This is a genomic window from Streptomyces tibetensis, assembly GCF_007655005.1.
Lineage (GTDB): Bacteria > Actinomycetota > Actinomycetes > Streptomycetales > Streptomycetaceae > Streptomyces > Streptomyces tibetensis.
The window spans coordinates 66856-89182 of record NZ_SZVW01000010.1; the positions used below are offsets into that span (position 1 = coordinate 66856).

A 22327-nucleotide genomic window follows, 5' to 3' on the forward strand; every position below is an offset into this window, starting at 1 on the left:
GCCGCCTCAGTCGGCGGCGTCGCTGATGCCGAGCCGCAGATGCTCCACGTGGTACACGGCCTGGTCGAGCAGCTCGGCGACATGGTGGTCGTGCAGTGCGTAGACCACCGAACGGCCCTGCCGCTCGCCCACGACCAGGCCCAGATTGCGCAGCAGCCGCAGCTGGTGGGAGCAGGCCGACTGCTCCATGCCCACCTCGGCGGCCAACTCCGTGGCCGGCAGCGGGCCTTCGCGCAGCCGCGCGAGGATGAGCAGCCGGGAGGGTGTGGACAGGGCCTGGAGCGTGGTGGCGACGTTCGCGACGTTGTCCGCGTCCAGGCGTACACGCTCGGCGGCGTCTTGCGCGGGGGTGACGGCTCCATGACCCATGCCGTCATCGTACCGGCCCCGCACGAACACATGAATGAATCTTCATCTGTCTCGGCTGTCCGCCCGTGCCGCCCGCCGGGAGCGGACACGTCGATGTCGGATTCTCGCCAGCCCCGCGCCGCCCGGTGCCGGATGCTGGACCCATGCAGATGGGGATGCACACCGACACCGAGCGCTGCCTGCGCGCCGTCCGGTCGAAGGACGCGCGGTTCGACGGCTGGTTCTTCACGGCCGTCCTGACCACAGGCATCTACTGCCGTCCCAGTTGCCCGGTCGTGCCGCCCAAGCCGGAGAACATGGTCTTCCACCCCAGCGCGGCGGCCTGTCAGCAGGCCGGGTTCCGGGCCTGCAAGCGCTGCCGGCCCGACACCAGCCCCGGCTCCCCGGAGTGGAACCAGCGCGCCGATCTCGTGGCCCGCGCCATGCGGCTCATCTCCGACGGGGTCGTGGATCGCGAGGGCGTGCCCGGCCTCGCCGGCCGCCTCGGCTACAGCACCCGGCAGGTCGAGCGGCAGCTCCTCGCGGAGCTGGGCGCGGGCCCCCTCGCGCTCGCCCGCGCCCAGCGCGCCCAGACCGCCCGGCTGCTCATCGAGACGACCGCCCTGCCCATGGCGCAGATCGCCTTCGCCGCCGGCTTCGCCTCGATCCGCACCTTCAACGACACGGTCCGCGAGGTCTTCGCCCTCTCCCCGAGCGAGCTGCGCGCCCGCGCCCCGAAGCGGCAGGGCGCGAGCACCCCCGGCGCCCTGTCCCTGCGGCTGCCGTTCCGCACCCCGCTCAACCCCGACAACCTCTTCGGCCACCTCGCGGCGACGGCCGTACCCGGCGTGGAGGAGTGGCGCGACGGCTCCTATCGCCGCACCCTCCGCCTGCCCTACGGCCACGGCATCGTGGCCCTCACCCCCCACCCGGACCACATCGCCTGCCGCCTCACCCTCAGCGACCTGCGCGATCTGACCGTCGCCATCAGCCGCTGCCGCCGCCTGCTCGACCTGGACGCCGACCCCGTCGCCATCGACGACCAGCTCCGCACGGACCCGGTCCTCGCGCCCCTGGTGGACAAGGCGCCCGGACGGCGGGTGCCGCGCACGGTCGACGAGGCCGAGTTCGCCGTCCGGGCCGTGCTCGGGCAGCAGGTCTCCACCGCCGCCGCCCGCACCCACGCGGCCCGCCTGGTCACCGCGCACGGCGAACCGGTCGAGGACCCCGAGGGCGGCCTCACCCACCTCTTCCCGGCTCCCGAGGCCCTCGCGGCGCTCGACCCCGAGACGCTGGCGATGCCGAGCACCCGCCGCACGACCTTCACCACCCTGGTCGGCCGGCTCGCCGACGGCGACCTCCACCTGGGCGTCGAGAGCGACTGGCCGCGCACCCGCGCCGAACTCCTCGCCCTGCCCGGCTTCGGCCCCTGGACGGTGGACGTCATCGCCATGCGCGCCCTCGGCGACCCCGACGCCTTCCTCCCCACCGACCTCGGCATCCGCCGCGCAGCCCGGGAACTGGGCCTGCCCGCCACCCCGGCCGCCCTCACCGCCCGCGCGGCGGCATGGCGCCCCTGGCGGGCCTACGCGGTCCAGTACCTCTGGGCGACCGACAGCCACCCGATCAACTTCCTTCCGGTATAGGGACGTCCGATGAAGCAGCACACCATGACCGACAGCCCGTACGGCCCGCTCACCCTCGTCGCCGAGGACGGCGTCCTGTGCGGCCTCTACATGACCGACCAGCGCCACCGCCCGCAGCACGAGACCTTCGGCACCCGCGACGACACCCCCTTCGCGGAGACGGAGGAGCAGCTGAAGGCCTACTTCGCGGGCGAGCTCGAGGAGTTCACCGTCGAACTGCGCCTGACCGGCACCCCGTTCCAGCGCGCCGTCTGGGAGGAACTGCGCCGCATCCCCTACGGCGAGACCCGCACCTACGGCCGGCTCGCGGACACCCTCGGCACCCCCGCCGCCTCCCGCGCGGTCGGCCTCGCCAACGGCCGCAACCCCATCGGCATCATCGTCCCCTGCCACCGCGTCATCGGCGCGAACGGCGGCCTGACCGGCTACGGCGGCGGCCTGGAACGCAAGCAGCGCCTGCTGGACTTCGAACGCGGGGCGGCGCTGTTCTAGCGGGGCCCCGCGGTTCCAGAGGGTGTCCCCGAGGCTTCAGGGGGTGTCCCCGAGGCGACGCAGCAGCTTCGGCAGCGCCGTGCCGATGGGATCGCGGACGATCTCGTCGGCACGGTCGTCGTACGGGGTCGGCTCGGCGTTGACGACGACCAGGCGGGCGCCGTGGTCGGCGGCGACACCGGCGAGACCGGCCGCGGGCTGCACCTGAAGGCTCGAACCGACGGCGACGAACACGTCACAGGCCTTGCTGACGGCGGCCGCCTCGCCGAGGACGACGGGGTCGAGCCGCTCGCCGAACATCACCGTCGCCGGCTTCAGGATCCCGCCGCACTCCAGGCAGCGCGGATCGTCCTCACCGGCGTCCACCCGGGCGAGCGCGTCCGCCATCGGGCCGCGGGCGTGGCAGCCGGTGCAGACGACACTGCGGGCCGACCCGTGCAGTTCGAGCACCTTGCGGGCGGGCATCCCGGCGAGCTGGTGCAGCCCGTCCACGTTCTGTGTGATCACCCGTACCGGCACCCCGGACCGCTCCAGCTCCGCCACGGCCCGGTGCGCGGCGGTGGGCTCGGCCCGCAGCGCCCCGGTGTCGCGCCGCATCAGCCAGGAGCGGCGGCGGATCTCCGCATCGGCCATGTAGTACTCGTACGTGACGAGCTTCTCCGCCTCGGGGTCCCGCCGCCACAGCCCGTTCGGCCCGCGGTAGTCCGGGATCCCCGAATCGGTGCTGATGCCGGCACCGGTGAGCAGGGCGACAAGGGGTTTGGCCATGTCGCCGAGGGTAGGCCGGTCCGCGGGACGGCGGCGAGCGCATTTCGAACGGGACGCCGAGGGGTGACAGGCCGGACCCGTCAGGACACCCGCCGGCCGTTCTCCAGCTCCGCCGTCCCCGAGCCGTCCGCCAGGACGTCGAGGGCGGCCAGGACGCGGCCGCTGTGGGCGCCTGACAGGTACTCGGTCAGCTCCTCGCGCGCCACCAGCCGCCAGGACAGCAGCTCCTCCTCCTGGAGGCGGATCGCTTTGAAGTCGTCCTCGCTCAGCACCCCACCGTCGTACAGGTACGCCACCAGCGGCGGACGGCCCGCGCCCTGCACCCAGTCCACCGTCAGCAGCCGGCCGAGCTCACGGTCCAGGCCGATCTCCTCGGCCGTCTCGCGCCGGGCGCCCTGCCGCGGGGTCTCGCCGTCGTCGGACTCGACGGTGCCGCCGGGCAGCGTCCAGCCATCCCGGTAGTTGGGCTCGACGATCAGCACACGGCCCTCGTCGTCCCGGAACAGCGTGGCGGCGCCGGCCAGGACGCGGGGGAGGGACGCGATGTAGGCGGCGTAGTCAGGAGAGGAAGTCACCGGTGCAGGGTAACCAGCACCTCCCCGCCTCATTCCCCGGCGCTCAGGCCGCGTGTTCCGTCAGCCGCAGCGTCCGCTCCGCCAGCTCGCTGATCCGTACCCCGTCGAAGCCGAACACCGCGCTGCGGACCGTGTCCTCCAGCGGCGCCTTCCACTGGTCCGGGATGGCCGCGGCCCCGCCGAACACGCCGGCCACCGAACCGGCGGTCGCGCCGTTGGAGTCGGTGTCCAGGCCGCCGCGGACCGTGAGCGTGATGGTCCGGGTGAAGTCGCCGTCGCCGTAGAGCAGGCCGGCGGTGAGGACGGCCGCGTTCGGCACGGAATGGATCCAGCCCATCCCGGTGGTCTCCTCGGCGAGCGTGGTGAGCGTGTCCTCCCAGGACATCCGGGTGTCGTGCAGAGCGACCACCCGGCGTACCGCGCGGGCGAGCCGGCTGCTCGCCGGGATCACGGCCAGGGCCTCGTCGACGGCGTGCCGCACGGTGGGCGCCGTGAACGCCGCCGAGATCAGCGCCGCCGCCCACATCGCGCCGTAGACCCCGTTGCCGGTGTGCGACAGCACCGCGTCCCGCCGGGCGAGCAGGGCGGCGCGCCGCGGGACGCCCGGGCAGGTCCAGCCGAAGACATCGGCCCGGATGAGGGCGCCGATCCACTCCTGGTACGGGTTGTCGTACGTCGCCGTCAGTGGCGGCTTCAGCCCGCCCGCGAGGTTGCGGTACGCGGCCCGCTCGGCGGTGAAGGTCTGCAGGTACGGCAGCCGCAGCAGCCACAGGTCGCCGACCTGCTCGGTGGTGAAGCCGAAGCCGTGGGTCTCCAGCAGGTCGAGGCCGAGGATCGCGTAGTCGACGTCGTCGTCACGGCAGCTGCCGTGGATGCGGCCGCGGACGCAGCTGCGCCACTCGGGGCGCAGTGCGAAGCCGTCGTGCTCGCTGATCGGCTCGGGCAGGTAGTCGGTCAGCGGCAGGGCCGCGGCCTGTCTGAGGTAGCGGTCGATGCGGTCGCGGGTCCACACCTCCCCCTGCTCGACCGGCTTGCCGAGCATGTTGCCCGCGATGCGGCCGGTCCAGCCGCCGAGGATGCGGTCGGGGAGCGTCGCTCCGGTGCCAACGAGGGTCATGGTTGTGGTCTACCCGTTTCGACAGGGGGCTTGCGGCGCGTTCGGGGCTGTCGATGCTCGGCGGCTGTTCGCCCTCGCGCGGCGGCAGCCGCATATCGGATGCAACCCCGCGCCCCTGGGACCCCGGTCCACGGGCTGGGCAGATGCTGACGGACGGGGCGTCGGCCGGTTAAGGTCACAGCGGCGCGACTGGCCCTGACGTGCGTGAGGGCCCGGAGAGCAAGGGGAGTGCAAGTGGCGGACGCTGCAGTGAGCGGCACCCGGAAGGCACCGCGGGTGCTCGTCGCCGCGGACAAGTTCAAGGGGTCGCTGACGGCCGTGCAGGTCGCCGAGCGGGTGACGGCCGGGTTGCGCCATGTCCTGCCCGACCTCGAGGTCGAGGCGCTGCCCGTGGCCGACGGCGGCGACGGCACCGTGGCCGCGGCCGTCGCGGCCGGGTTCGAACGCCGGGAGGTAAGGGTCGCCGGACCCCTCGGCGACGAGGTGACGGCGGCGTACGCGCTGCGTGAGGGCACCGCGGTCGTGGAGATGGCCGAGGCGAGCGGGCTGCAGCGGCTGCCCGCCGGGGTCTTCGCCCCGCTCACGGCGTCCACGTACGGCTCCGGCGAGCTGCTGCGGGCCGCGCTGGACGCGGGTGCCCGCACGATCGTCTTCGGGGTCGGCGGCAGCGCCACCACCGACGGCGGTGCCGGGATGCTGTCGGCGCTGGGTGCCCGGTTCCTGGACGCCGACGGGGAGCCGGTGCCCCCGGGCGGCGGCGGACTCGCCCGGCTGGCCACCGCCGACCTGTCCGGGCTCGACCCGCGCCTCGCCGAGGTCGAGCTGGTCCTCGCGAGCGACGTCGACAACCCGCTGACCGGCCCGAAGGGCGCCCCCGCGGTCTACGGCCCGCAGAAGGGCGCCTCACCGGACGACGTGGAGGCCCTGGACGCCGCCCTCGCGCACTTCGCGAAGATGCTCCAGGGCGCGGTCGGCCCGAAGGCCGCCGAGTACGCGGCCTCACCGGGTGCGGGCGCGGCGGGTGGCATCGGTTACGGCGCCCTGCTGCTGGGCGCCCGGTTCCTTCCCGGCATCGAGGTCATGCTCGACGTCCTGGGCTTCGCCCCCGCTCTGGAGCGCGCCGATCTGGTCATCACCGGCGAGGGCTCCCTCGACGAGCAGACCCTGCACGGCAAGGCCCCGGCGGGCGTGGCCGCGGCGGCCCGGGCCGCGGACAAGGACGTCGTGGCGGTCTGCGGCCGCCTGGCCCTGCCGCCCCAGACCCTCGGCCGCGCCGGTTTCCGCCGGGCCTACCCCCTGACGGACGAGGAACCGGACGTCGCCGAGTGCATCGCCGAGGCCGGCCCGATCCTGGAGCGGGTGGCGGAGCGGATCGCGCGGGACTTCCTGACCTGAACCGTCACGGCAGGGGGATCAGCACACCGTTGGAGTCCCGGAAGTAGCTGCCGGTGCTCTGGCCCTCCACCTTGCCGTTCTTGAACCACTGCTTCGACATGCTGTGCACCGTCTGGGCGGTGATCTCCCACACCAACGAGTGGCCCGCACCCTCGAGGCAGAACATCAGCTTCTGGGGTCCCTTGACGGCCTTGTACAGGTCCGGCACGGAGAAGCGGATGGGGTCGGGGAAGGTGGCGGGGCTGTTGGCGGCCCGGTCCAGCTCCCCGTAGATGATGAGCACGGGAACCCGTTCCCCGAGCACGGTGGTGCCGGCCGGGTTCTCGTGCGGCACCGTCCGGTTGTTCCAGCCCCACCAGTAGGTGTTCCGGTACCGGAGGATGCCCTCGTACTCACCCGGGGCCACTTCGGGGCCCCACTTGCTGCCGAGGGGGTCGCTGCGCATGCAGGCCTCCCAGGCGAGTTCCACGACGCCGGGTTCCCGCAGGTCGGGGTTGCCGTCCAGCCCTGTCACGAAGCCCGTCCTGGTGCCTACGAACATCGGGAAGCCCCAGGTGACGGCCGGTGTGGACATCGGCAGCGTCCGGGCCTCGGCCGGGCGGCCGAACGGGTCGTCGGGCTTGTCCGACCACCGTCCCTTGGGCGGGAAGACCGGGGCGAGCAGGAGCAGGCTCTCGACGTTGCCGGGGTGCTGGAGGGTGTAGGGGCCCATGATGGCCGCGCCCAGGGACCAGCCGATGAAGCGGATCGGCTTCTTCCGGCCGGGCAGGCCCTTGATGTACTCGACCACCGCGTCCAGCTCCGCCCACTCGCTCTCCGAGTTGCCCAACTGGTGCGGGTACGGGGGAGGGGGCGGGCAGGGCGCCTGGAGCGGATTGGGGACGAGGACCGGCTGCTGGGCCGGGTTGGCGTTGCACGGGTCGTCCATCCTCGGACGCGGCGACCGGCCGGAGCCCTGCAGGTCCATGATGAAGACGTCATAGCCGTCGTCCGCGAGTTCCTGCGCCCAGCTGTACCGGGTGGCGCGCCCGCCGGGCACCGGCGCGAGGTCGACCCCCGCCAGCGCCGGCACGCTCCTGCCGTGCAGCATCAGCACCGGCTGGTGCGGATGGTTCGGCTTGGTGCCCTCGTACTCCCGTACGGGCAGGGTCACCGTGTCGCCGGAGTTCGCGGGGATCTTGGACTGGAGTGTGACCTTGTGCTCTCTGAGGATGGGTGCGGGCATGGCCGCCTCCCGGTTGGGGAAAGTGGGACGAAGTGGATTCAATCCCCTCTTTCCACCCTCCTCTTCCTGCTTTTTCTCCGCAAATCGGCCTCGAACGGCGGTAGTTGACCAGTCAAGGGCAAGAAGAGGATGTCCTTGAACGAAAAACGGGTGTGGCCCGGGCCTTCAAGGCCCGGGCCACACCCGTCAGTACAGGGACGAGATCAGGGCAGCTGCGCCGCCCGCGCCTCGCGGCGGTTGTCCCGGAAGTTGTTCACCCGCCGAGCCGTCGCGAACAGCGGGATCACCGCCCCCATGACCAGCTGGAGTGCGCAGCCCGTCTGGAGCAGCAGCTGGCCGCTCGGCGCGTCGAAGGCCCAGGCGGCCATCATGCCCATGCCCACCACGATCCACGACAGCATCGCCACGGCGAGCCGGCCCCGCGGCTTCGGGTACTCCACGCGGCTCACCATCAGCCACGCCGTCCCGAGGATCGCCAGCAGGGTCGCCACGAAGGGCAGCTCCAGCAACACGATGGACACCACGGTCAGCGCGCCGAACGGTGACGGCATGCCCTGGAAGGTGCCGTCCTTGACCGTCACGCAGGAGAACCGGGCAAGCCGTAGCACCACCGCCAGCAGCACCACGATCGCCCCGACCGCCGCGACCCGCTGGTACGCGCCCTCCGCCACCATGCCGTAGACGAGGACGAAGTACGCCGGCGCCAGGCCGAAGCTGATCAGGTCGGAGAGGTTGTCCAGCTCGGCGCCCATGGGGGAGGAGCGCAGCTTGCGCGCCACCAGGCCGTCGAACAGGTCGAAGACCGCCGCGCACAGCATCAGGATGACCGCCGTGGCCGCGCTGTTGCGCGCCATGCCGGACTCCTGGCTGCCCATGAGGTCCGGGATCAGGATGCCGGTGGTGGTGAAGTACACCGCCATGAAGCCGCACGTGGCGTTGCCGAGTGTCAGGGTGTCCGCTATCGACAGCCGAAGGGAGAGGGGCATCTCCTCTTCCTCGTCGACCCCGTCGGATTCCGGGACCCAGCCGGCCTTGGTGTCAGGATCAATCACGGTCAATGCGAGTCACCCCCGCCACGGTCTTCTGACCGACCTCGACCGCGACCTCCACGCCCTCGGGCAGGTAGAGGTCGACCCGCGAGCCGAAGCGGATCAGGCCGATCCGCTCGCCCTGCTCGACCTTCGTGCCCTCGGGCAGGTAAGGGACGATGCGACGGGCGACCGCGCCGGCGATCTGGATCATCTCGATGTCGCCGAGCTCGGTGTCGAAGTGCCAGACGACACGCTCGTTGTTCTCGCTCTCCTTGTTGAAAGCGGGAACGAAGCCACCGGGGATGTGCTCGACGGACGTCACCGTGCCGGCCAGCGGCGCGCGGTTGACGTGGACGTTGAGCGGGCTCATGAAGATCGCGACGCGAGTGCGGCCGTCCTTCCACGGCATGATGCTCTGCACCACACCGTCGGCGGGTGAGATGACCCGGCCCTGGGTGATCTCGCGCTCGGGGTCGCGGAAGAACCACAGCATCCCCGCCGCGAGCGCGGTGGCGGGAACGGCGACGGCCTTGGCGGCGCCGGAGTGCCGGGCCCGCGCCAGGCTGAGGGCTGCGGTGGCGACGGTCGGAAGGAGCCACGGCGATGCTCCGCGCGCGAGGCGTACGCCGGCCCGGCTGTCGCGAGGTGCAGAGGTTTGGCTGTGGGGCATGGATGACCTTCGTAGCGGATGATGCCGCACTCTGACGGGGGACGGCGGCTTTCCGGCGATCGTAGCGGCTCGGGGCCGTAACTGGGTAAGCCAGGCAGCCGAGTCGGCGGCAGAAGAGTGCTGACGGGGTGTGATCTTCTTCTCCAAGAAAACACCCCGTATCCGGACATTTAGCCCTGGAATCGATACTCTTCGAGCAGCCGCCTGCCGATGATCATTTTCTGGATCTCGGCGGTACCTTCACCGATGAGCAGCATCGGGGCCTCACGGTAGAGGCGCTCGATCTCGTACTCCTTGGAGAAGCCGTAGCCGCCGTGGATCCGGAAGGCGTCTTCGACGACCTCCTTGCAGTACTCGGAGGCGAGGTACTTCGCCATCCCGGCCTCGAGGTCGTTTCGCTCCCCGGAGTCCTTTTTGCGTGCCGCGTTCACCATCATCGCATGGGCGGCCTCGACCTTGGTAGCCATCTCGGCCAGCTTGAACTGGATCGCCTGGTGCTGGGCGATCGGCTTGCCGAAGGTGTGGCGCTGCTGCGCGTACTGGACGCCCAGTTCGAACGCACGCTGAGCGACGCCGCAGCCACGCGCCGCCACGTTCACGCGGCCGACCTCGACCCCGTCCATCATCTGGTAGAAACCACGGCCGGTGACCCCTCCGAGCACACGATTCGCAGGAATCCGCAGGCCATTCATGATGAGTTCGGTGGTGTCGACCCCCTTGTAACCCATCTTGTCGATCTTGCCGGGGATCGTGAGGCCGGGGCGCACCTCGCCGAAACCGGGCTCCTTCTCGACCAGGAAGGTCGTCATCGACTTGTGGGGCGCGGTGCCCTCAGCGTGACCTTCGTCACTTCTGACCAGAACGGCCACCAGGGACGACGTTCCGCCGTTCGTCAGCCACATCTTCTGGCCGTTGAGGACGTACTCCTCGCCGTCCTTGACCGCCTTCGACGTGATCGCCGACACGTCCGAGCCCAGGCCCGGCTCCGACATCGAGAAGGCGCCCCGGATGTCGCCGGCGGCCATCCTCGGCAGGAAGTGGTCCTTCTGTTCCTGCGTGCCGTGCTGCTTGAGCATGTACGCCACGATGAAGTGGGTGTTGATGATGCCGGACACCGACATCCACCCGCGGGCGATCTCCTCCACGCACAGCGCGTAGGTCAGGAGCGACTCGCCCAGCCCCCCGTACTCCTCGGGGATCATCAGGCCGAACAGGCCCAACTCCTTCAGCCCGTCGACGATCTGCTGCGGGTACTCGTCGCGGTGCTCCAGCTCGGTCGCGACCGGAATGATCTCCTTGTCCACGAAGTCCCGGACGGTGGACAGGATCTCCTGCTGGATGTCGGTCAGACCGGCGGTCTGGGCGAGTCGCGCCATGGCTACTTCTCCTGCTCCCTGAGCTCGGGGCGGCCGGGCTGCTCGCCGCCGCGCTCCTTGATGTACGTCTCGGTCGGCACCATCACCTTGCGGCGGAACACGCAGACCAGCGTGCCGTCCTGCTTGTAGCCCTTGGTCTCGACGTAAACGATGCCGCGGTCGTTCTTCGACTTCGACGGCCACTTGTCGAGCACGGTCGTCTGGCCGTAGATCGTGTCGCCGTGGAAGGTCGGCGCCACGTGCTTCAGCGACTCGATCTCCAGGTTGGCGATGGCCTTGCCGGAGATGTCCGGCACGGACATGCCGAGCAGCAGCGAGTAGATGTAGTTCCCGACGACGACGTTCTTGCCGAAGTCCGTCGTCTTCTCCGCATAGTTCGTGTCCATGTGGAGCGGGTGGTGGTTCATGGTGAGGAGACAGAACAGGTGGTCGTCGTACTCCGTGACCGTCTTCCCCGGCCAGTGCTTGTACGTCGCTCCGACCTCGAACTCCTCGTAGGTGCGCCCGAACTGCATCGCGCTCAGCGCCTCTCTAGTCGGTGGGGATCTCGAACTTGCTGGTGCGCTGCATGCCGGCCGCGCGGCCCTTGCCGGAGATGACCAGGGCCATCTTGCGGCTGGCCTCGTCGATCATCTCGTCGCCGAGCATCGCCGAGCCCTTCTTGCCGCCCGCCTCGGACGTGTAGTAGTCGTACGCGTCCAGGATCAGCTCGGCGTGGTCGTAGTCCTCCTGCGACGGCGAGAAGATCTCGTTGGACGCCTCGACCTGGCCCGGGTGCAGCACCCACTTGCCGTCGAAGCCGAGCGCGGCGGCGCGCTGGGCGACCTCGCGGTAGCCGTCGATGTTGCGGATCTGCAGGTAGGGGCCGTCGATCGCCTGGAGATTGTTGGCACGCGCGGCCATCAGGATCTTCATCAGGATGTAGTGGTAGGCGTCCGCCGGGTAGCCGGGCGGCTGCTCGCCCACGACCAGCGACTTCATGTTGATCGACGCCATGAAGTCGGCCGGGCCGAAGATGATGGTCTCGACGCGCTGGGACGCCGTCGCGATCTCGTTGACGTTGTTCAGGCCCTGCGCGTTCTCGATCTGCGCCTCGATGCCGATCTTGCCGACCTCGAAGCCCATCGTCTTCTCGATCTGCGTCAGCAGCAGGTCCAGGGCGACGACCTGCTGGGCCGTCTGCACCTTCGGCAGCATGATGCAGTCGAGGTTCTGGCCGGCGCCCTCGACGACCGTGACGACGTCGCGGTACGTCCACTCGGTCGTCCAGTCGTTGACCCGGACCACGCGCGTCTTGCCGGTCCAGTCGCCCTCGTTGAGGAACTTGACGATGGTGTGCCGCGCCTCGGGCTTGGCGAGCGGGGCGCACGCGTCCTCCAGGTCCAGGAAGACCTGGTCCGCGGGGAGGCCCTGGGCCTTCTCCAGGAAGCGCGGGTTCGAGCCCGGTACCGCCAGGCAGGAACGCCGGGGGCGAAGGCGGTTGACCGTGGTCATGCGGGGACCTCCAGGGGGTCGAGCTTGTTCGCTTTCCGGATCTCGTCGACGATGCGGCCGATGATTCCGGTGATGTCGAAGTCCTTCGGGGTGAAGACCGCGGCCACTCCGGCTTCCCTGAGCTGCTCGGCGTCACCATTCGGGATGATGCCACCGGCGATCACGGGTATATCTGTGGCACCGGCCACACGCAGCCGTTCGAGGACGTCCGGCACCAGCTGGGCGTGCGAGCCGGACAGGATGGACAGGCCGACCGCGTGCACGTCCTCGGCGAGGGCCGCGTCCACGATCTGCTCCGGCGTCAGCCGGATGCCCTGGTAGACCACCTCGAAGCCGGCGTCGCGCGCACGGACCGCGATCTGCTCGGCGCCGTTGGAGTGCCCGTCCAGGCCCGGCTTGCCGACCAGGAAGCGCAGCTTGCCGACGCCCAGGTCCTTGGCCGTGAGGTCCACCTTGCGGCGGACCAGGTCGAGCGCGCTGCCCTCCTCGACGGGCACGGCCACCGGCGCCGAGGAAACGCCCGTGGGCGCCCGGAACTCGCCGAACACCTCGCGCAGCGCCCCGGCCCACTCGCCGGTCGTCGCCCCGGCGCGGGCGCACTCCAGGGTGGCCTCCATGAGGTTCTCGTCGCCGCGCGCGGCCTCCTTCAGCCGCTCCAGCGCCTTGCACGGCCGCGGGTGGTTGAAGGGCGGCTGGTAGCGGCTGTCGCGCCACTGCTGGAGCGAGGCGATGACCCGGGCCTCGACCGCCGGGTCCACCGTCTGGATCGCGGTGTCCAGGTCGGCGGTCAGCGGGTTCGGCTCGGTGCCCTCGAAGGCGTTGACACCGATGATCTTCTCCTGGCCGGACTCGATCCGGCCCCGGCGCTCGGCGTGCGAGGCGACCAGCTGCGACTTGAGGTAGCCGGACTCGACGGCCGCCATCGCGCCGCCCATCTCCTGGATGCGGTCGATCTCGGCGAACGACGCCTCGACCAGCTGCTCCACCTTCGCCTCGATCACCTTCGAGCCCTCGAAGATGTCCTCGTACTCCAGCAGGTCGCTCTCGTACGCCAGCACCTGCTGGATGCGCAGCGACCACTGCTGGTCCCAGGGGCGGGGGAGGCCCAGGGCCTCGTTCCAGGCGGGCAGCTGCACGGCACGGGCGCGGGCGTCCTTGGAGAGGGTGACGGCCAGCATCTCCAGCACGATCCGCTGGACGTTGTTCTCCGGCTGCGCCTCCGTCAGGCCCAGGGAGTTGACCTGGACGCCGTAGCGGAAGCGGCGCTGCTTTACGTTCTCGATGCCGTAGCGCTCGCGGGTGATGCGGTCCCAGATGCGGCCGAACGCCCGCATCTTGCACATCTCCTCGACGAAGCGGACGCCGGCGTTCACGAAGAACGAGATGCGCGCGACGACATCGCCCATGCGCTCCTGCGGCACCTGGCCGGAGTCGCGCACGGCGTCGAGGACGGCGATCGCGGTGGACATCGCGTACGCGATCTCCTGCACCGGCGTGGCGCCCGCCTCCTGCAGGTGGTAGCTGCAGATGTTGATCGGGTTCCACTTCGGCATGTGGGAGACCGTGTACGCGATCATGTCCGTCGTCAGGCGCAGGCTCGGCCCCGGCGGGAAGACGTGCGTCCCGCGGGACAGGTACTCCTTGACGATGTCGTTCTGGGTCGTGCCCTGGAGCTTGGTGATGTCCGCGCCCTGCTCCTCGGCGACGACCTGATAGAGCGCCAGCAGCCACATGGCGGTGGCGTTGATCGTCATCGAGGTGTTCATCTGCTCCAGGGGGATGTCCTGGAACAGCCGGCGCATGTCACCGACGTGCGCGATCGGCACGCCGACCCGGCCGACCTCGCCGCGGGCGAGGATGTGGTCGGAGTCGTAGCCGGTCTGCGTCGGCAGGTCGAACGCCACCGACAGACCTGTCTGGCCCTTGGCGAGGTTGCGCCGGTACAGCTCGTTGGACGCCTCGGCCGTGGAGTGACCGGCGTACGTGCGCATGAGCCACGGCCGGTCCTTCTGACGCTCAGTCATCTGTGCTCCCGTACGTCTCAGATGTTGCGGAAGCGGTTGATGGCGTCGATGTGCTGGGCGCGCTTGTCCTGGTCGCGCACGCCCAGGCCCTCCTCGGGGGACATGCACAGCACGCCGACCTTGCCCTGGTGGAGGTTGCGGTGCACGTCGTAGGCCGCCTGGCCGGTGTCCTGGAGGGAGTACACCTTCGACAGGGTCGGGTGGATCTTGCCCTTCGCGATGAGCCGGTTGGCCTCCCAGGCCTCCCGGTAGTTGGCGAAGTGCGAGCCGATGATCCGCTTCAGCGACATCCACAGGTAGCGGTTGTCGTACTCGTGCATGTAGCCCGAGGTCGAGGCGCAGGTGGTGATGGTGCCGCCCTTGCGGGTGACGAACACCGAGGCGCCGAAGGTCTCGCGGCCGGGGTGCTCGAAGACGATGTCGATGTCCTCGCCGCCGGTGAGTTCACGGATGCGCTTGCCGAAGCGCTTCCACTCCTTGGGGTCCTGGGTGTTCTCGTCCTTCCAGAACTTGTAGCCCTCGGCGTTGCGGTCGATGATCGCGTCGGCGCCCATCGAGCGGCAGATGTCCGCCTTCTGCTCGCTGGAGACGACACAGATCGGGTTGGCACCGCCGGCCAGCGCGAACTGGGTGGCGTAGGAGCCGAGTCCGCCGCTCGCGCCCCAGATGAGGACGTTGTCGCCCTGCTTCATGCCGGCACCGTTGCGGGAGACCAGCTGCCGGTAGGCGGTGGAGTTGACCAGGCCGGGGGCGGCGGCCTCCTCCCACGACAGGTGGTCGGGCTTCGGCATCAGCTGGTTGGACTTGACCAGCGCGATCTCGGCGAGGCCGCCGAAGTTGGTCTCGAAGCCCCAGATGCGCTGCTCGGGGTCGAGCATCGTGTCGTTGTGGCCGTCGCTGGACTCCAGCTCGACGGACAGGCAGTGCGCGACGACCTCGTCACCGGGCCGCCAGGCGTTGACGCCCGGGCCGGTGCGCAGGACGACACCCGCGAGGTCGGAGCCGATGATGTGGTACGGCAGGTCGTGGCGCTTGGCCAGCTCGTTGGTGCGCCCGTAGCGCTCCAGGAAGCCGAAGGTGGACAGCGGCTCGAAGATCGAGGTCCACACCGAGTTGTAGTTGACCGACGAGGCCATGACGGCCACCAGGGCCTCGCCCGGGCCGAGCTCGGGCAGCGGCACCTCGTCCAGGTGGATCGACTTGCGGGGGTCCTTGTCGCGGGTCTCGAGACCCGCGAACATCTCCGTCTCGTCCTTGTGCACGGTGATCGCGCGGTACGACTCGGGGAGCGGGAGGGCGGCGAAGTCCTCCGACGTGGAGTCGGGCGACTGGATCGCGGCCAGGATGTCCTTAACGGTCACGGTGTTGCCTCCGGCGGTGAGCGCCCTGAGGGAGGGGCGCCGATGGGTTCGTCGGTGCTGCTGAGGGTTGAGGGTGTGCCGTCGGTTCGGCGGTGGTGCTGATCGGCAGCGCATGGTGGCGCGGGAGGTTGCCTGTGACGCAGGCGTCCGGGCGTGCAGGCGGGTTCTGCCTGCCGGGACGTCGTCCGGACCTCTTCAACGTATGACACCGCGTGTCACCCCGCAAGGCACTGAGTGCCAGAACTTGGCCTCAGATGAAATCTTTACGTAACAAATGAGCGATGATCGATCGAACGGCCTCGGCAAGGGCCTGCAAAACAGCCTCTGACATGCCAAAACGGCCACCCCGAGGGGTGGCCGCCATCACACGGGTGGAGGGGGCTCAGCGCTCCTTGAGCGCCTGCTCGATGGTGCGCATGACCTCGTCCAGCGGTGCGTCGGTGCGGGCCACGGTCACCAGTACCTCGCCCTGCGCCGAGGCGGTCGCCACGGCAGGCTGCGGTTCCGTGGAGCGCCCGGCCCCGATGCCCGTGCCGAACGTCTTGCGCACGATCGCGAAGGCGTGGTCCAGCTGCGCCTCCACGTCGCCCTGGCCGCCCGCCCGCAGCCAGCGCCGCAGCACGTGGTTGTGGGCCGTGACGACCGCCGACGCGGCGACCTCCGCCAGCAGCGGGTCGTCGTTGGCGTCGTCGGCGTGGGCCCGCTCGTCGAAGTGGCCGAGGAGGTAGCGGGTGAAGAGACGCTCGTAGCGGGCCACCGACGCGATCTCCGCCTCGCGCAGCGTGGGCACCTCACGTGTCAGCTTGTAGCGGGCGACCGAGATCTCCGGCCGCGCCGCGTACATCCGCATGACCTCCTTGATGCCACGGCACACCGTGTCGAGCGGATGCTCGTGCGCGGGCGCGGCGTTGAGCACCGCCTCGGCCCGGATCAGGGTGTCGTCATGGTCGGGGAAGATCGCCTCTTCCTTGGAGCGGAAGTGACGGAAGAAGGTGCGGCGGGCGACCCCGGCCTGGGCCGCGATCTCGTCGACGGTGGTCGCCTCGTACCCCTTGGTCGCGAACAGCTCCATCGCGGCGGCCGCCAGTTCCCTGCGCATCTTGAGCCGCTGGGCGGCGGCGCGGGAGCCGGCGGCGCTTTCCGGCGCGTCGGCCGTGGCTGGTGTACGTGAGGACCTGGCGGGCTGGGGCATGCCCTGAACGTACTGCATGTGCGCAGCTCGCTGCGCATGGCCCGGTTCTTCCCCGGAGCCCGGGGGCGGGGGAGAGGGAGGGGGAGGGGCGGGCGGCCCGGCCGGGTGGAACCGGTCCGGGCCGAGCAGGCCGCCCCACTCCGCGCCGGAGGGGAACCAGTCGCCTGGACGCTCAGCGCTTGGCATATTCGCGGAAGCCGCGGCCGGTCTTGCGGCCGAGGCAGCCCGCGGCCACCAGGTGCTCCAGCAGCGGCGCCGGAGCGAGCCCCGGGTCGCGGAACTCGCGGTGCAGGACCTTCTCGATGGCCAGCGAGACGTCCAGCCCGACGACGTCCAGCAGCTCGAACGGGCCCATCGGGTAACCGCCGCCCAGCTTCATCGCCGCGTCGATGTCGTCGAGCGACGCGTAGTGCTCCTCGACCATCTTGATCGCGTTGTTCAGGTACGGGAACAGCAGCGCGTTCACGATGAAGCCGGCCCGGTCACCGCAGTCGACCGGGTGCTTCCTGATCCGGCCGCACACCTCGCGGACCGTGGCGTGCACGTCGTCGGCGGTCAGCACCGTACGGACGACCTCGACCAGCTTCATGGCCGGCGCCGGGTTGAAGAAGTGCATCCCGATCACGTCCTGCGGGCGCGAGGTGGCCCGGGCACAGGCGACGACCGGCAGCGACGAGGTCGTGGTGGCCAGGATCGCGCCCGGCTTGCAGACCTTGTCCAGGGCCGCGAACAGCTGCCGCTTGACCTCCAGGTCCTCGGCGACCGCCTCCACGGCCAGGTCGACGCCGGCGAAGTCGTCGTAGGTGCCCGTGGCGGTGATGCGGTCCAGGGTCTCGGCGGCCGCCTCCGCGGTCATCCGGCCCTTGTCGACCGAGCGGGCCAGGGACTTGCCGATCCGGGCCTTCGCGGTCTGCGCCTTCTCCGCGCTGCGGGCGGCGATGACCACCTCGTACCCGGCCTTGGCGAAGACCTCGGCGATACCGGAGGCCATGGTGCCCGAGCCCGCGACACCGACGGAACGGATCTCCCGGCCGGGAGCCGGGTCGCCGCCCTCCAGCGGGGTCAGCGCGTCCCGCACGACGACCGCGCTGCCCGGCGCCTCGTACGTGTAGAAGCCGCGCCCCGCCTTGCGGCCGGTCAGACCCGCCTCGCTCAGCTGCTTGAGGATCGGGGCCGGAGCGTGCAGCCGGTCGCGGGAGGCGGTGTACATGGCCTCCAGGACCGTGCGCGCGGTGTCGACGCCGATCAGGTCGAGCAGGGCCAGCGGGCCCATCGGCAGTCCGCAGCCCAGGCGCATCGCGGCGTCTATGTCCTCGCGGGAGGCGTACTTCGCCTCGTACATCGCGGCGGCCTGGTTGAGGTAGCCGAACAGCAGGCCGTCCGCGACGAACCCGGGGCGGTCGCCGACCGCGACGGGCTCCTTGCCCAGGTCCAGCGCGAGGTCGGTGACCGCCGTGACGGCCGCCGGCGCGGTCAGCACCGAGGAGACGACCTCGACCAGCTTCATGGCCGGCGCGGGGTTGAAGAAGTGCAGGCCCAGCACCCGCTCGGGGCGGGAGGAGTCGGCGGCCAGCCGCGTCACCGACAGGGCGTTGGTGCCGGTCGCCAGGATGGTCTCCGGGCGCACGATCCCGTCCAGCTCCCGGAAGATCTGATGCTTGATCTCGTACGACTCCGGAGCCACCTCGATGACCAGGTCGGCGTCGGCCGCGGTGCGCAGGTCGGCGGAGGTGCGGACACGGCCGAGGATCTCGGCGCGCTCCTGCTCGGTCAGCCGGCCACGCTCGACGCCGCGGGCGGTGGAGGCCTCCAGGGCGGCGACGCACTTCGCGGCCTGGGACTCGCTGATGTCGATGCCGACGACCGTGCGGCCGGCCTTGGCGAGGACCTCGGCGATGCCGGTGCCCATCGTGCCGAGGCCGACGACGGCGACGGTCTGCAGCGTGGACTGGGACGGGTCGGAAAGGGGAGAGGCCATCGCGGGACTCCAGGATGAGGGTGACGACGGGGAACGCGCTCCGGGTGCGCCGAAGGGGCCGGCAGGAGCCGGACCACGGGCGCACCGGGTGCGTGGATGAGTGCGGGTGCTGGCCGGGCTGCGAAGCGCACACGCCCGGTGCCGCCTCCACGGGCGTGCACACGCCCGGGATGAACGGCGATTCCGACCGGCCCTGTCCCGGGGCCGAGCCGTACTGCGGTACCTGAGGCACCGAACCGACTGCTCCCGCGACAGCCGCGTCACCAGACCGCCGCGAGGAAATACGAGTGGGTAACTCGCTCGTCTGAGCTTAACCGGCGGGTAACGAGCGCGCCAGCCCTCGTGTTTGTGACGTACGTCCCGCACGGCTCACGACGCTTCCGGGTCTTCGCCCGTGATCAAGCGGCGGGAATCGGCGGCGCCTTTCAGTTCCGCGTCTGCCGCGTGGTCCGACTGACAGGCCCTAACCTCTGAGTCATGGACGAAGAGTTGCGATCACTCACGGAGCGCTTACGGCAGGAGTCGGGGGCGTCGCCGGCGTTCGAGCGGCTCGTGGCGACCGACGACCTCGACGCCCTGGCCACGATGCTGACCGAGCCCGGGCAGCACCTGTGGGCGAGGGAGCTGGCGGCGTTCCGGCTGGGGCTCGCGCGGGACCGGCGGGCCTTCGAGGCCCTGGTCCTGCTGCTCAACCACCGCGACCCCCCGCGCTGCGCCTCCGCCGCCCACGCCCTCGCCCGGCTCGGCGACCCGCGCACCGCCCGCGCGGCCGCCGCCCTCGCCACCAACGAACTGCGCGTCGCCTACGCCCTGCACCCGGTACGGCTGCTGGTCGAGCTGCGCGCCCCCGAGGCGGTGCCCGCGCTGATCACCACCCTCCGGCGGCGGCTGCGCCCGCACGACCCCTACCGCCGCGTGGCCCTCGCCTGTGTGGACGGGCTCGGCGCGCTGGGTGACGTCCGGGCCGGACCCGTTCTGAACGAGGCCCTCGCGCATCCGGCGCTGGCCGAGGCGGCGGTACGGGCACTGGGGCGGATCCCGAAGCAGAGGTGACGTCAGCGTTCCAGGGGCCTGGAGTACCGCACCTCCAAAACCGCTACCCCGTCCACCTCGAACGGCTCCTCGACACCGTCCGCCCGAAAGCCCGCCCGCTCGTAGAACCGGCGGGCCCGGTCGTTCCCCTTGAGCACCCACAGCAGAAGACGACCGTGGCCCGCGGCGGAGCAGCGGGCCACGGACTCCGTGAGCAGCGCCCGTCCGACGCCCCGTCCCACGTGATCCGGGTGGACGTAGAGCGCGTACAACTCGGCGTCCTCGGAGCGGACTTCGCCCTCCCGGTACGGCCCGTGGCAGGCCCAGCCGACGAGCTCGCCGCCGGTGCCCTCGACGACCAGGTTCACCACCCTGCCGTCGTCCTGCGAGAGGTGCTGACGACGCCGCTCGGCGTCCACCTCGACGCTGAGCCCGTCCAGGTACGACTGCGGGATCAGGCCCCGGTAGGCGCCGCGCCAGCCGCCGACGCGGATCTCCGCGACGCGCTCGCAGTCGGCGAGCGTCATCTCCCGTATCCGCGGGCTCCTCATGGCGCCGCCACCGCGAACGCCTCGACCTCTATCAGAAACTCCGGCCGGACCAGGGCTGCGACCTGCACCGCCGAAGCGGCCGGCAGCCGATCGTCGGGTATGTGCTCGGCGCGGGCCGCGCGGACGGCCGGCATATGGGCCATGTCCGTGACGAAGTAGGTGAGTTTGACGACGTCGTCGAAGGTGGCGCCGGCTGCCGCCAGACAGCGCCGGAGGTTCTCGAAGACCTGGCGTGCCTGGCCTGCCGGATCGCCCTCGCCGACCAGCCGCCTGCGCTCGTCGAGCGCGAGTTGACCGGCGATGGCCACGAAACGGCCGGTGCCCACGACGACGTGGCTGTACTGAGCCGCGGCGGCGACGCCGTCAGGGGCGGGGATCCTCGTCAGGTCACTCATGGGTCCATGGTGGACCATGGCATCGGCACCCGCCCCGACGGGTCGTCAGCCGCTCAGCCGCGGAAGCCGAGCAGGGCGTGGAGTGCCGTGCCGGTCGGGGAGGGTGGTGCCGCCTTGTCCGAGGCCGTCCCGGTGGGCGTCGTCGGGGGCTTGGGTTCGGGTAGTGCGTCGCACGCCGCGTCCGCCTCGCCGAGGCCCCGCGGCACGGTGCCGTCGGTCAGGTAGGCCGCCAGGTGCTTGTCCAGGCAGGCGTTGCCGCTCAGCGTGATGCCGTGGTTGCCGCCCCCCTGCTCGACCACCAGGCTGGAACCGGCCAGCAGACGGTGCATGGTGACACCCCCCTCGTAGGGAGTGGCCGCGTCGGCGGTCGCCTGGAACAGCAGCACGGGCGGCAGCTTGCCGTTCGCCACGTTCACCTGGCGCAGCGACTCCGTCGGCCAGAACGCGCACGGCGCGTTGTACCAGGCGTTGTTCCAGGTCATGAACGGCGCCTTCTCGTACGCCGCCCAGTTGTCCTTGCGCCACTGGTGCCAGTCGCGCGGCCAGAAGGCGTCCCGGCACTGCACCGCCGCGTAGATGCTGTAGCTGTTGTCGTCGGCGGCGTCGATCGCGCCGAAGTCCTTGTAGGCCGCGACCAGCGGTTCGGGGTTCTTGCGGTTCACGTACGCCGCGAACGCCTCCGCCAGAGGGGGCCAGTATCCGTTGAAGTAGGCCCCCGGGAGGTAGGTGTCCTCGAGCTCCGCGGCGCCCACCCGGCCGCCCGCGGGCTTCTTGCCCAGAGCCGCCCGCATGGCGTACCAGGTGGCTTCGACTCTTTCCGGGTCGGTGCCGAGCCGGTACCGCGCGTCGTGCTTGGCGACCCAGGCCATGAAGGCGCGGTGACGGTCGTTGAAGGCGTGGTTCTGGTTGAGGTTGGCGGTGTACCACACGTCGGTGGGGTCGACGACCGAGTCCAGGACCAGACGCCGGACCCGCTGCGGGTACAGGCCGGCGTAGACCGCGCCCAGGTAGGTGCCGTACGAGTAGCCGAAGTAGTTGATCTTCTTCGCGCCCAGGGCCTGCCGGATCGCCTCGATGTCGTGTGCGGCGCTGATCGTGTCGATGTACGGCAGCAGGTGCCCGTACTTCTGGGTACAGGCGGCCGCGAAGGATTTGGCGCGGGCGAGGTTGGCCCGCTCGGCTTCGGGCGTGCTCGGCACCGAGTCCGGGCGCACCGGGCCGAAGTGGCCGGGCTCGCAGTCCAGCGCCGGTCTGCTTGCCCCCACTCCGCGCGGGTCGAAGCCGATGACGTCGTACTGGGCCGCGACCTCCTTGGGCAGCGAGTCCGCGACGAAACCGGCGAGGGTCAGGCCGTCGCCGCCGGGGCCGCCGGGGTTGACCAGAAGCGGGCCCTGGAACTTCTCGGCGGTGTGCGGGACGCGGGACAGCGCGAGGGTGACCTGCCGGCCGTCCGGGTTCGCGTGGTCGAGCGGCACCTTGAGGGACGCGCACTGGAGCGACGGATAGTCGGTGGTGCCGCACTTCGTCCAGCCGGGCTTCGCCGGGCGAAAGGTACCTGCGGAGTGCGGTGCGTTCGCCTCGGCGGGCACGGCCGTGAGGCTCCCGGCCAGCGCGACGGCGGCGGCGCCGCACACCACGGCTGCGCGTGTTCTCATGG

Annotated in this window: 21 protein-coding genes; 4 read left to right on the forward strand and 17 right to left on the reverse strand. The window is 70.8% G+C overall.

The features are described 5' to 3' along the window. Nucleotides 1-6: 6 nt before the first annotated feature. Nucleotides 7-369 carry an ArsR/SmtB family transcription factor gene (locus tag FDO69_RS18195; RefSeq protein WP_104781091.1) on the reverse strand — a complete coding sequence of 121 codons (363 nt, stop codon included), beginning with the start codon at nt 367-369 and terminating at the stop codon, nt 7-9. 143 nt (nt 370-512) lie between these two features. Here FDO69_RS18195 and FDO69_RS18200 point away from each other — a divergent pair, with 143 nt between their 5' ends. Continuing rightward, a complete protein-coding gene (locus FDO69_RS18200) occupies nt 513-1994 on the forward strand; it encodes an AlkA N-terminal domain-containing protein (RefSeq protein ID WP_276616071.1) in 1482 nt (493 codons plus the stop codon). A gap of 9 nt (nt 1995-2003) precedes the next feature. Continuing rightward, a complete protein-coding gene (locus tag FDO69_RS18205) occupies nt 2004-2486 on the forward strand; it encodes a methylated-DNA--[protein]-cysteine S-methyltransferase (RefSeq protein WP_104780897.1) in 483 nt (160 codons plus the stop codon). A gap of 36 nt (nt 2487-2522) precedes the next feature. On the opposite strand, the gene FDO69_RS18210 is transcribed toward FDO69_RS18205, so the two are convergent. The 3 genes from FDO69_RS18210 to FDO69_RS18220 all read right to left on the reverse strand — a co-directional run bounded on the left by FDO69_RS18210 (nt 2523) and on the right by FDO69_RS18220 (nt 4946). After that, nucleotides 2523-3254, reverse strand: coding sequence for an SIR2 family NAD-dependent protein deacylase (locus FDO69_RS18210; RefSeq protein ID WP_104780898.1), 732 nt, complete (start codon nt 3252-3254; stop codon nt 2523-2525). 80 nt (nt 3255-3334) lie between these two features. Beyond that, nucleotides 3335-3829, reverse strand: coding sequence for an NUDIX domain-containing protein (locus FDO69_RS18215; RefSeq protein ID WP_104780899.1), 495 nt, complete (start codon nt 3827-3829; stop codon nt 3335-3337). Nucleotides 3830-3872: 43 nt separating this feature from the next. Beyond that, complete coding sequence (locus FDO69_RS18220) at nt 3873-4946, reverse strand: ADP-ribosylglycohydrolase family protein (RefSeq protein ID WP_104780900.1); 1074 nt, start codon at nt 4944-4946, stop codon at nt 3873-3875. Nucleotides 4947-5222: 276 nt separating this feature from the next. On the opposite strand from FDO69_RS18220, the gene FDO69_RS18225 reads away from it, so the two are divergent. After that, complete coding sequence (locus FDO69_RS18225) at nt 5223-6341, forward strand: glycerate kinase (protein ID WP_104781093.1); 1119 nt, start codon at nt 5223-5225, stop codon at nt 6339-6341. A gap of 4 nt (nt 6342-6345) precedes the next feature. On the opposite strand, the gene FDO69_RS18230 is transcribed toward FDO69_RS18225, so the two are convergent. The 10 genes from FDO69_RS18230 to FDO69_RS18275 form a co-directional block, all read right to left on the reverse strand. Next, the gene (locus FDO69_RS18230) at nt 6346-7566 is read right to left on the reverse strand and encodes an alpha/beta fold hydrolase (protein WP_104780901.1); all 1221 of its coding nucleotides are present in this window, start codon (nt 7564-7566) and stop codon (nt 6346-6348) included. A 203-nt stretch (nt 7567-7769) separates the two neighbouring features. Next, nucleotides 7770-8552, reverse strand: coding sequence for a CDP-diacylglycerol--serine O-phosphatidyltransferase (gene pssA, locus FDO69_RS18235; protein WP_104780902.1), 783 nt, complete (start codon nt 8550-8552; stop codon nt 7770-7772). A 58-nt stretch (nt 8553-8610) separates the two neighbouring features. Continuing rightward, entirely contained in the window at nt 8611-9267 is a 657-nt protein-coding gene (locus FDO69_RS18240; RefSeq protein ID WP_104780903.1) for a phosphatidylserine decarboxylase, read from the reverse strand. 170 nt (nt 9268-9437) lie between these two features. Next, the gene (locus FDO69_RS18245) at nt 9438-10643 is read right to left on the reverse strand and encodes an acyl-CoA dehydrogenase family protein (RefSeq protein WP_104780904.1); all 1206 of its coding nucleotides are present in this window, start codon (nt 10641-10643) and stop codon (nt 9438-9440) included. A gap of 2 nt (nt 10644-10645) precedes the next feature. Next, nucleotides 10646-11158, reverse strand: a complete 513-nt coding sequence (locus FDO69_RS18250; RefSeq protein WP_030843910.1) for a MaoC family dehydratase — start codon at nt 11156-11158, stop codon at nt 10646-10648. A gap of 16 nt (nt 11159-11174) precedes the next feature. Beyond that, nucleotides 11175-12137: an HpcH/HpaI aldolase/citrate lyase family protein gene (locus tag FDO69_RS18255; protein WP_104780905.1), complete on the reverse strand. Its 963-nt coding sequence runs from the start codon at nt 12135-12137 to the stop codon at nt 11175-11177. Then, the gene (locus FDO69_RS18260; protein WP_104780906.1) at nt 12134-14161 is read right to left on the reverse strand and encodes a protein meaA; all 2028 of its coding nucleotides are present in this window, start codon (nt 14159-14161) and stop codon (nt 12134-12136) included. The genes FDO69_RS18255 and FDO69_RS18260 overlap by 4 nt, the downstream gene beginning before the upstream one ends. Before the next feature lie 17 nt (nt 14162-14178). Beyond that, complete coding sequence (ccrA, locus tag FDO69_RS18265; RefSeq protein ID WP_104780907.1) at nt 14179-15522, reverse strand: crotonyl-CoA carboxylase/reductase; 1344 nt, start codon at nt 15520-15522, stop codon at nt 14179-14181. Between the two features lie 382 nt (nt 15523-15904). Beyond that, the gene (locus FDO69_RS18270) at nt 15905-16714 is read right to left on the reverse strand and encodes a TetR family transcriptional regulator (protein WP_234387982.1); all 810 of its coding nucleotides are present in this window, start codon (nt 16712-16714) and stop codon (nt 15905-15907) included. 172 nt (nt 16715-16886) lie between these two features. Continuing rightward, nucleotides 16887-18692 (reverse strand): 3-hydroxyacyl-CoA dehydrogenase family protein, encoded by a 1806-nt coding sequence (locus FDO69_RS18275; protein WP_104780909.1) that lies wholly within the window; start codon nt 18690-18692, stop codon nt 16887-16889. Between the two features lie 477 nt (nt 18693-19169). Between FDO69_RS18275 and FDO69_RS18280 the strand changes: the two genes are divergently transcribed. Further along, the gene (locus FDO69_RS18280) at nt 19170-19745 is read left to right on the forward strand and encodes an adenylosuccinate lyase (RefSeq protein ID WP_104780910.1); all 576 of its coding nucleotides are present in this window, start codon (nt 19170-19172) and stop codon (nt 19743-19745) included. Between the two features lie 2 nt (nt 19746-19747). On the opposite strand, the gene FDO69_RS18285 is transcribed toward FDO69_RS18280, so the two are convergent. From FDO69_RS18285 to FDO69_RS18295, 3 genes are read right to left on the reverse strand one after another with little or no spacing between them, the layout of a single operon-like run. Next, nucleotides 19748-20275, reverse strand: a complete 528-nt coding sequence (locus tag FDO69_RS18285) for a GNAT family N-acetyltransferase (RefSeq protein ID WP_234387983.1) — start codon at nt 20273-20275, stop codon at nt 19748-19750. Then, complete coding sequence (locus FDO69_RS18290; protein WP_104780912.1) at nt 20272-20670, reverse strand: RidA family protein; 399 nt, start codon at nt 20668-20670, stop codon at nt 20272-20274. The genes FDO69_RS18285 and FDO69_RS18290 overlap by 4 nt, the downstream gene beginning before the upstream one ends. A gap of 53 nt (nt 20671-20723) precedes the next feature. Then, complete coding sequence (locus FDO69_RS18295; protein ID WP_104780913.1) at nt 20724-22325, reverse strand: alpha/beta hydrolase; 1602 nt, start codon at nt 22323-22325, stop codon at nt 20724-20726. Nucleotides 22326-22327: the final 2 nt, after the last annotated feature.

Excerpts from the sequence above, each read along its gene's own strand:
- FDO69_RS18195 (WP_104781091.1), bottom strand. The coding sequence starts at position 369 with ATGGGTCATGGAGCCGTCACCCCCGCGCAAGACGCCGCCGAGCGTGTA.
- FDO69_RS18200 (WP_276616071.1), top strand. The coding sequence starts at position 513 with ATGCAGATGGGGATGCACACCGACACCGAGCGCTGCCTGCGCGCCGTC.
- FDO69_RS18205 (WP_104780897.1), top strand. The coding sequence starts at position 2,004 with ATGAAGCAGCACACCATGACCGACAGCCCGTACGGCCCGCTCACCCTC.
- FDO69_RS18210 (WP_104780898.1), bottom strand. The coding sequence starts at position 3,254 with ATGGCCAAACCCCTTGTCGCCCTGCTCACCGGTGCCGGCATCAGCACC.
- FDO69_RS18220 (WP_104780900.1), bottom strand. The coding sequence starts at position 4,946 with ATGACCCTCGTTGGCACCGGAGCGACGCTCCCCGACCGCATCCTCGGC.
- FDO69_RS18230 (WP_104780901.1), bottom strand. The coding sequence starts at position 7,566 with ATGCCCGCACCCATCCTCAGAGAGCACAAGGTCACACTCCAGTCCAAG.
- pssA (WP_104780902.1), bottom strand. The coding sequence starts at position 8,552 with ATGCCCCTCTCCCTTCGGCTGTCGATAGCGGACACCCTGACACTCGGC.
- FDO69_RS18240 (WP_104780903.1), bottom strand. The coding sequence starts at position 9,267 with ATGCCCCACAGCCAAACCTCTGCACCTCGCGACAGCCGGGCCGGCGTA.
- FDO69_RS18245 (WP_104780904.1), bottom strand. The coding sequence starts at position 10,643 with ATGGCGCGACTCGCCCAGACCGCCGGTCTGACCGACATCCAGCAGGAG.
- FDO69_RS18250 (WP_030843910.1), bottom strand. The coding sequence starts at position 11,158 with ATGCAGTTCGGGCGCACCTACGAGGAGTTCGAGGTCGGAGCGACGTAC.
- FDO69_RS18255 (WP_104780905.1), bottom strand. The coding sequence starts at position 12,137 with ATGACCACGGTCAACCGCCTTCGCCCCCGGCGTTCCTGCCTGGCGGTA.
- FDO69_RS18260 (WP_104780906.1), bottom strand. The coding sequence starts at position 14,161 with ATGACTGAGCGTCAGAAGGACCGGCCGTGGCTCATGCGCACGTACGCC.
- FDO69_RS18270 (WP_234387982.1), bottom strand. The coding sequence starts at position 16,714 with ATGCCCCAGCCCGCCAGGTCCTCACGTACACCAGCCACGGCCGACGCG.
- FDO69_RS18275 (WP_104780909.1), bottom strand. The coding sequence starts at position 18,692 with ATGGCCTCTCCCCTTTCCGACCCGTCCCAGTCCACGCTGCAGACCGTC.
- FDO69_RS18280 (WP_104780910.1), top strand. The coding sequence starts at position 19,170 with ATGGACGAAGAGTTGCGATCACTCACGGAGCGCTTACGGCAGGAGTCG.
- FDO69_RS18285 (WP_234387983.1), bottom strand. The coding sequence starts at position 20,275 with ATGAGGAGCCCGCGGATACGGGAGATGACGCTCGCCGACTGCGAGCGC.
- FDO69_RS18290 (WP_104780912.1), bottom strand. The coding sequence starts at position 20,670 with ATGAGTGACCTGACGAGGATCCCCGCCCCTGACGGCGTCGCCGCCGCG.
- FDO69_RS18295 (WP_104780913.1), bottom strand. The coding sequence starts at position 22,325 with ATGAGAACACGCGCAGCCGTGGTGTGCGGCGCCGCCGCCGTCGCGCTG.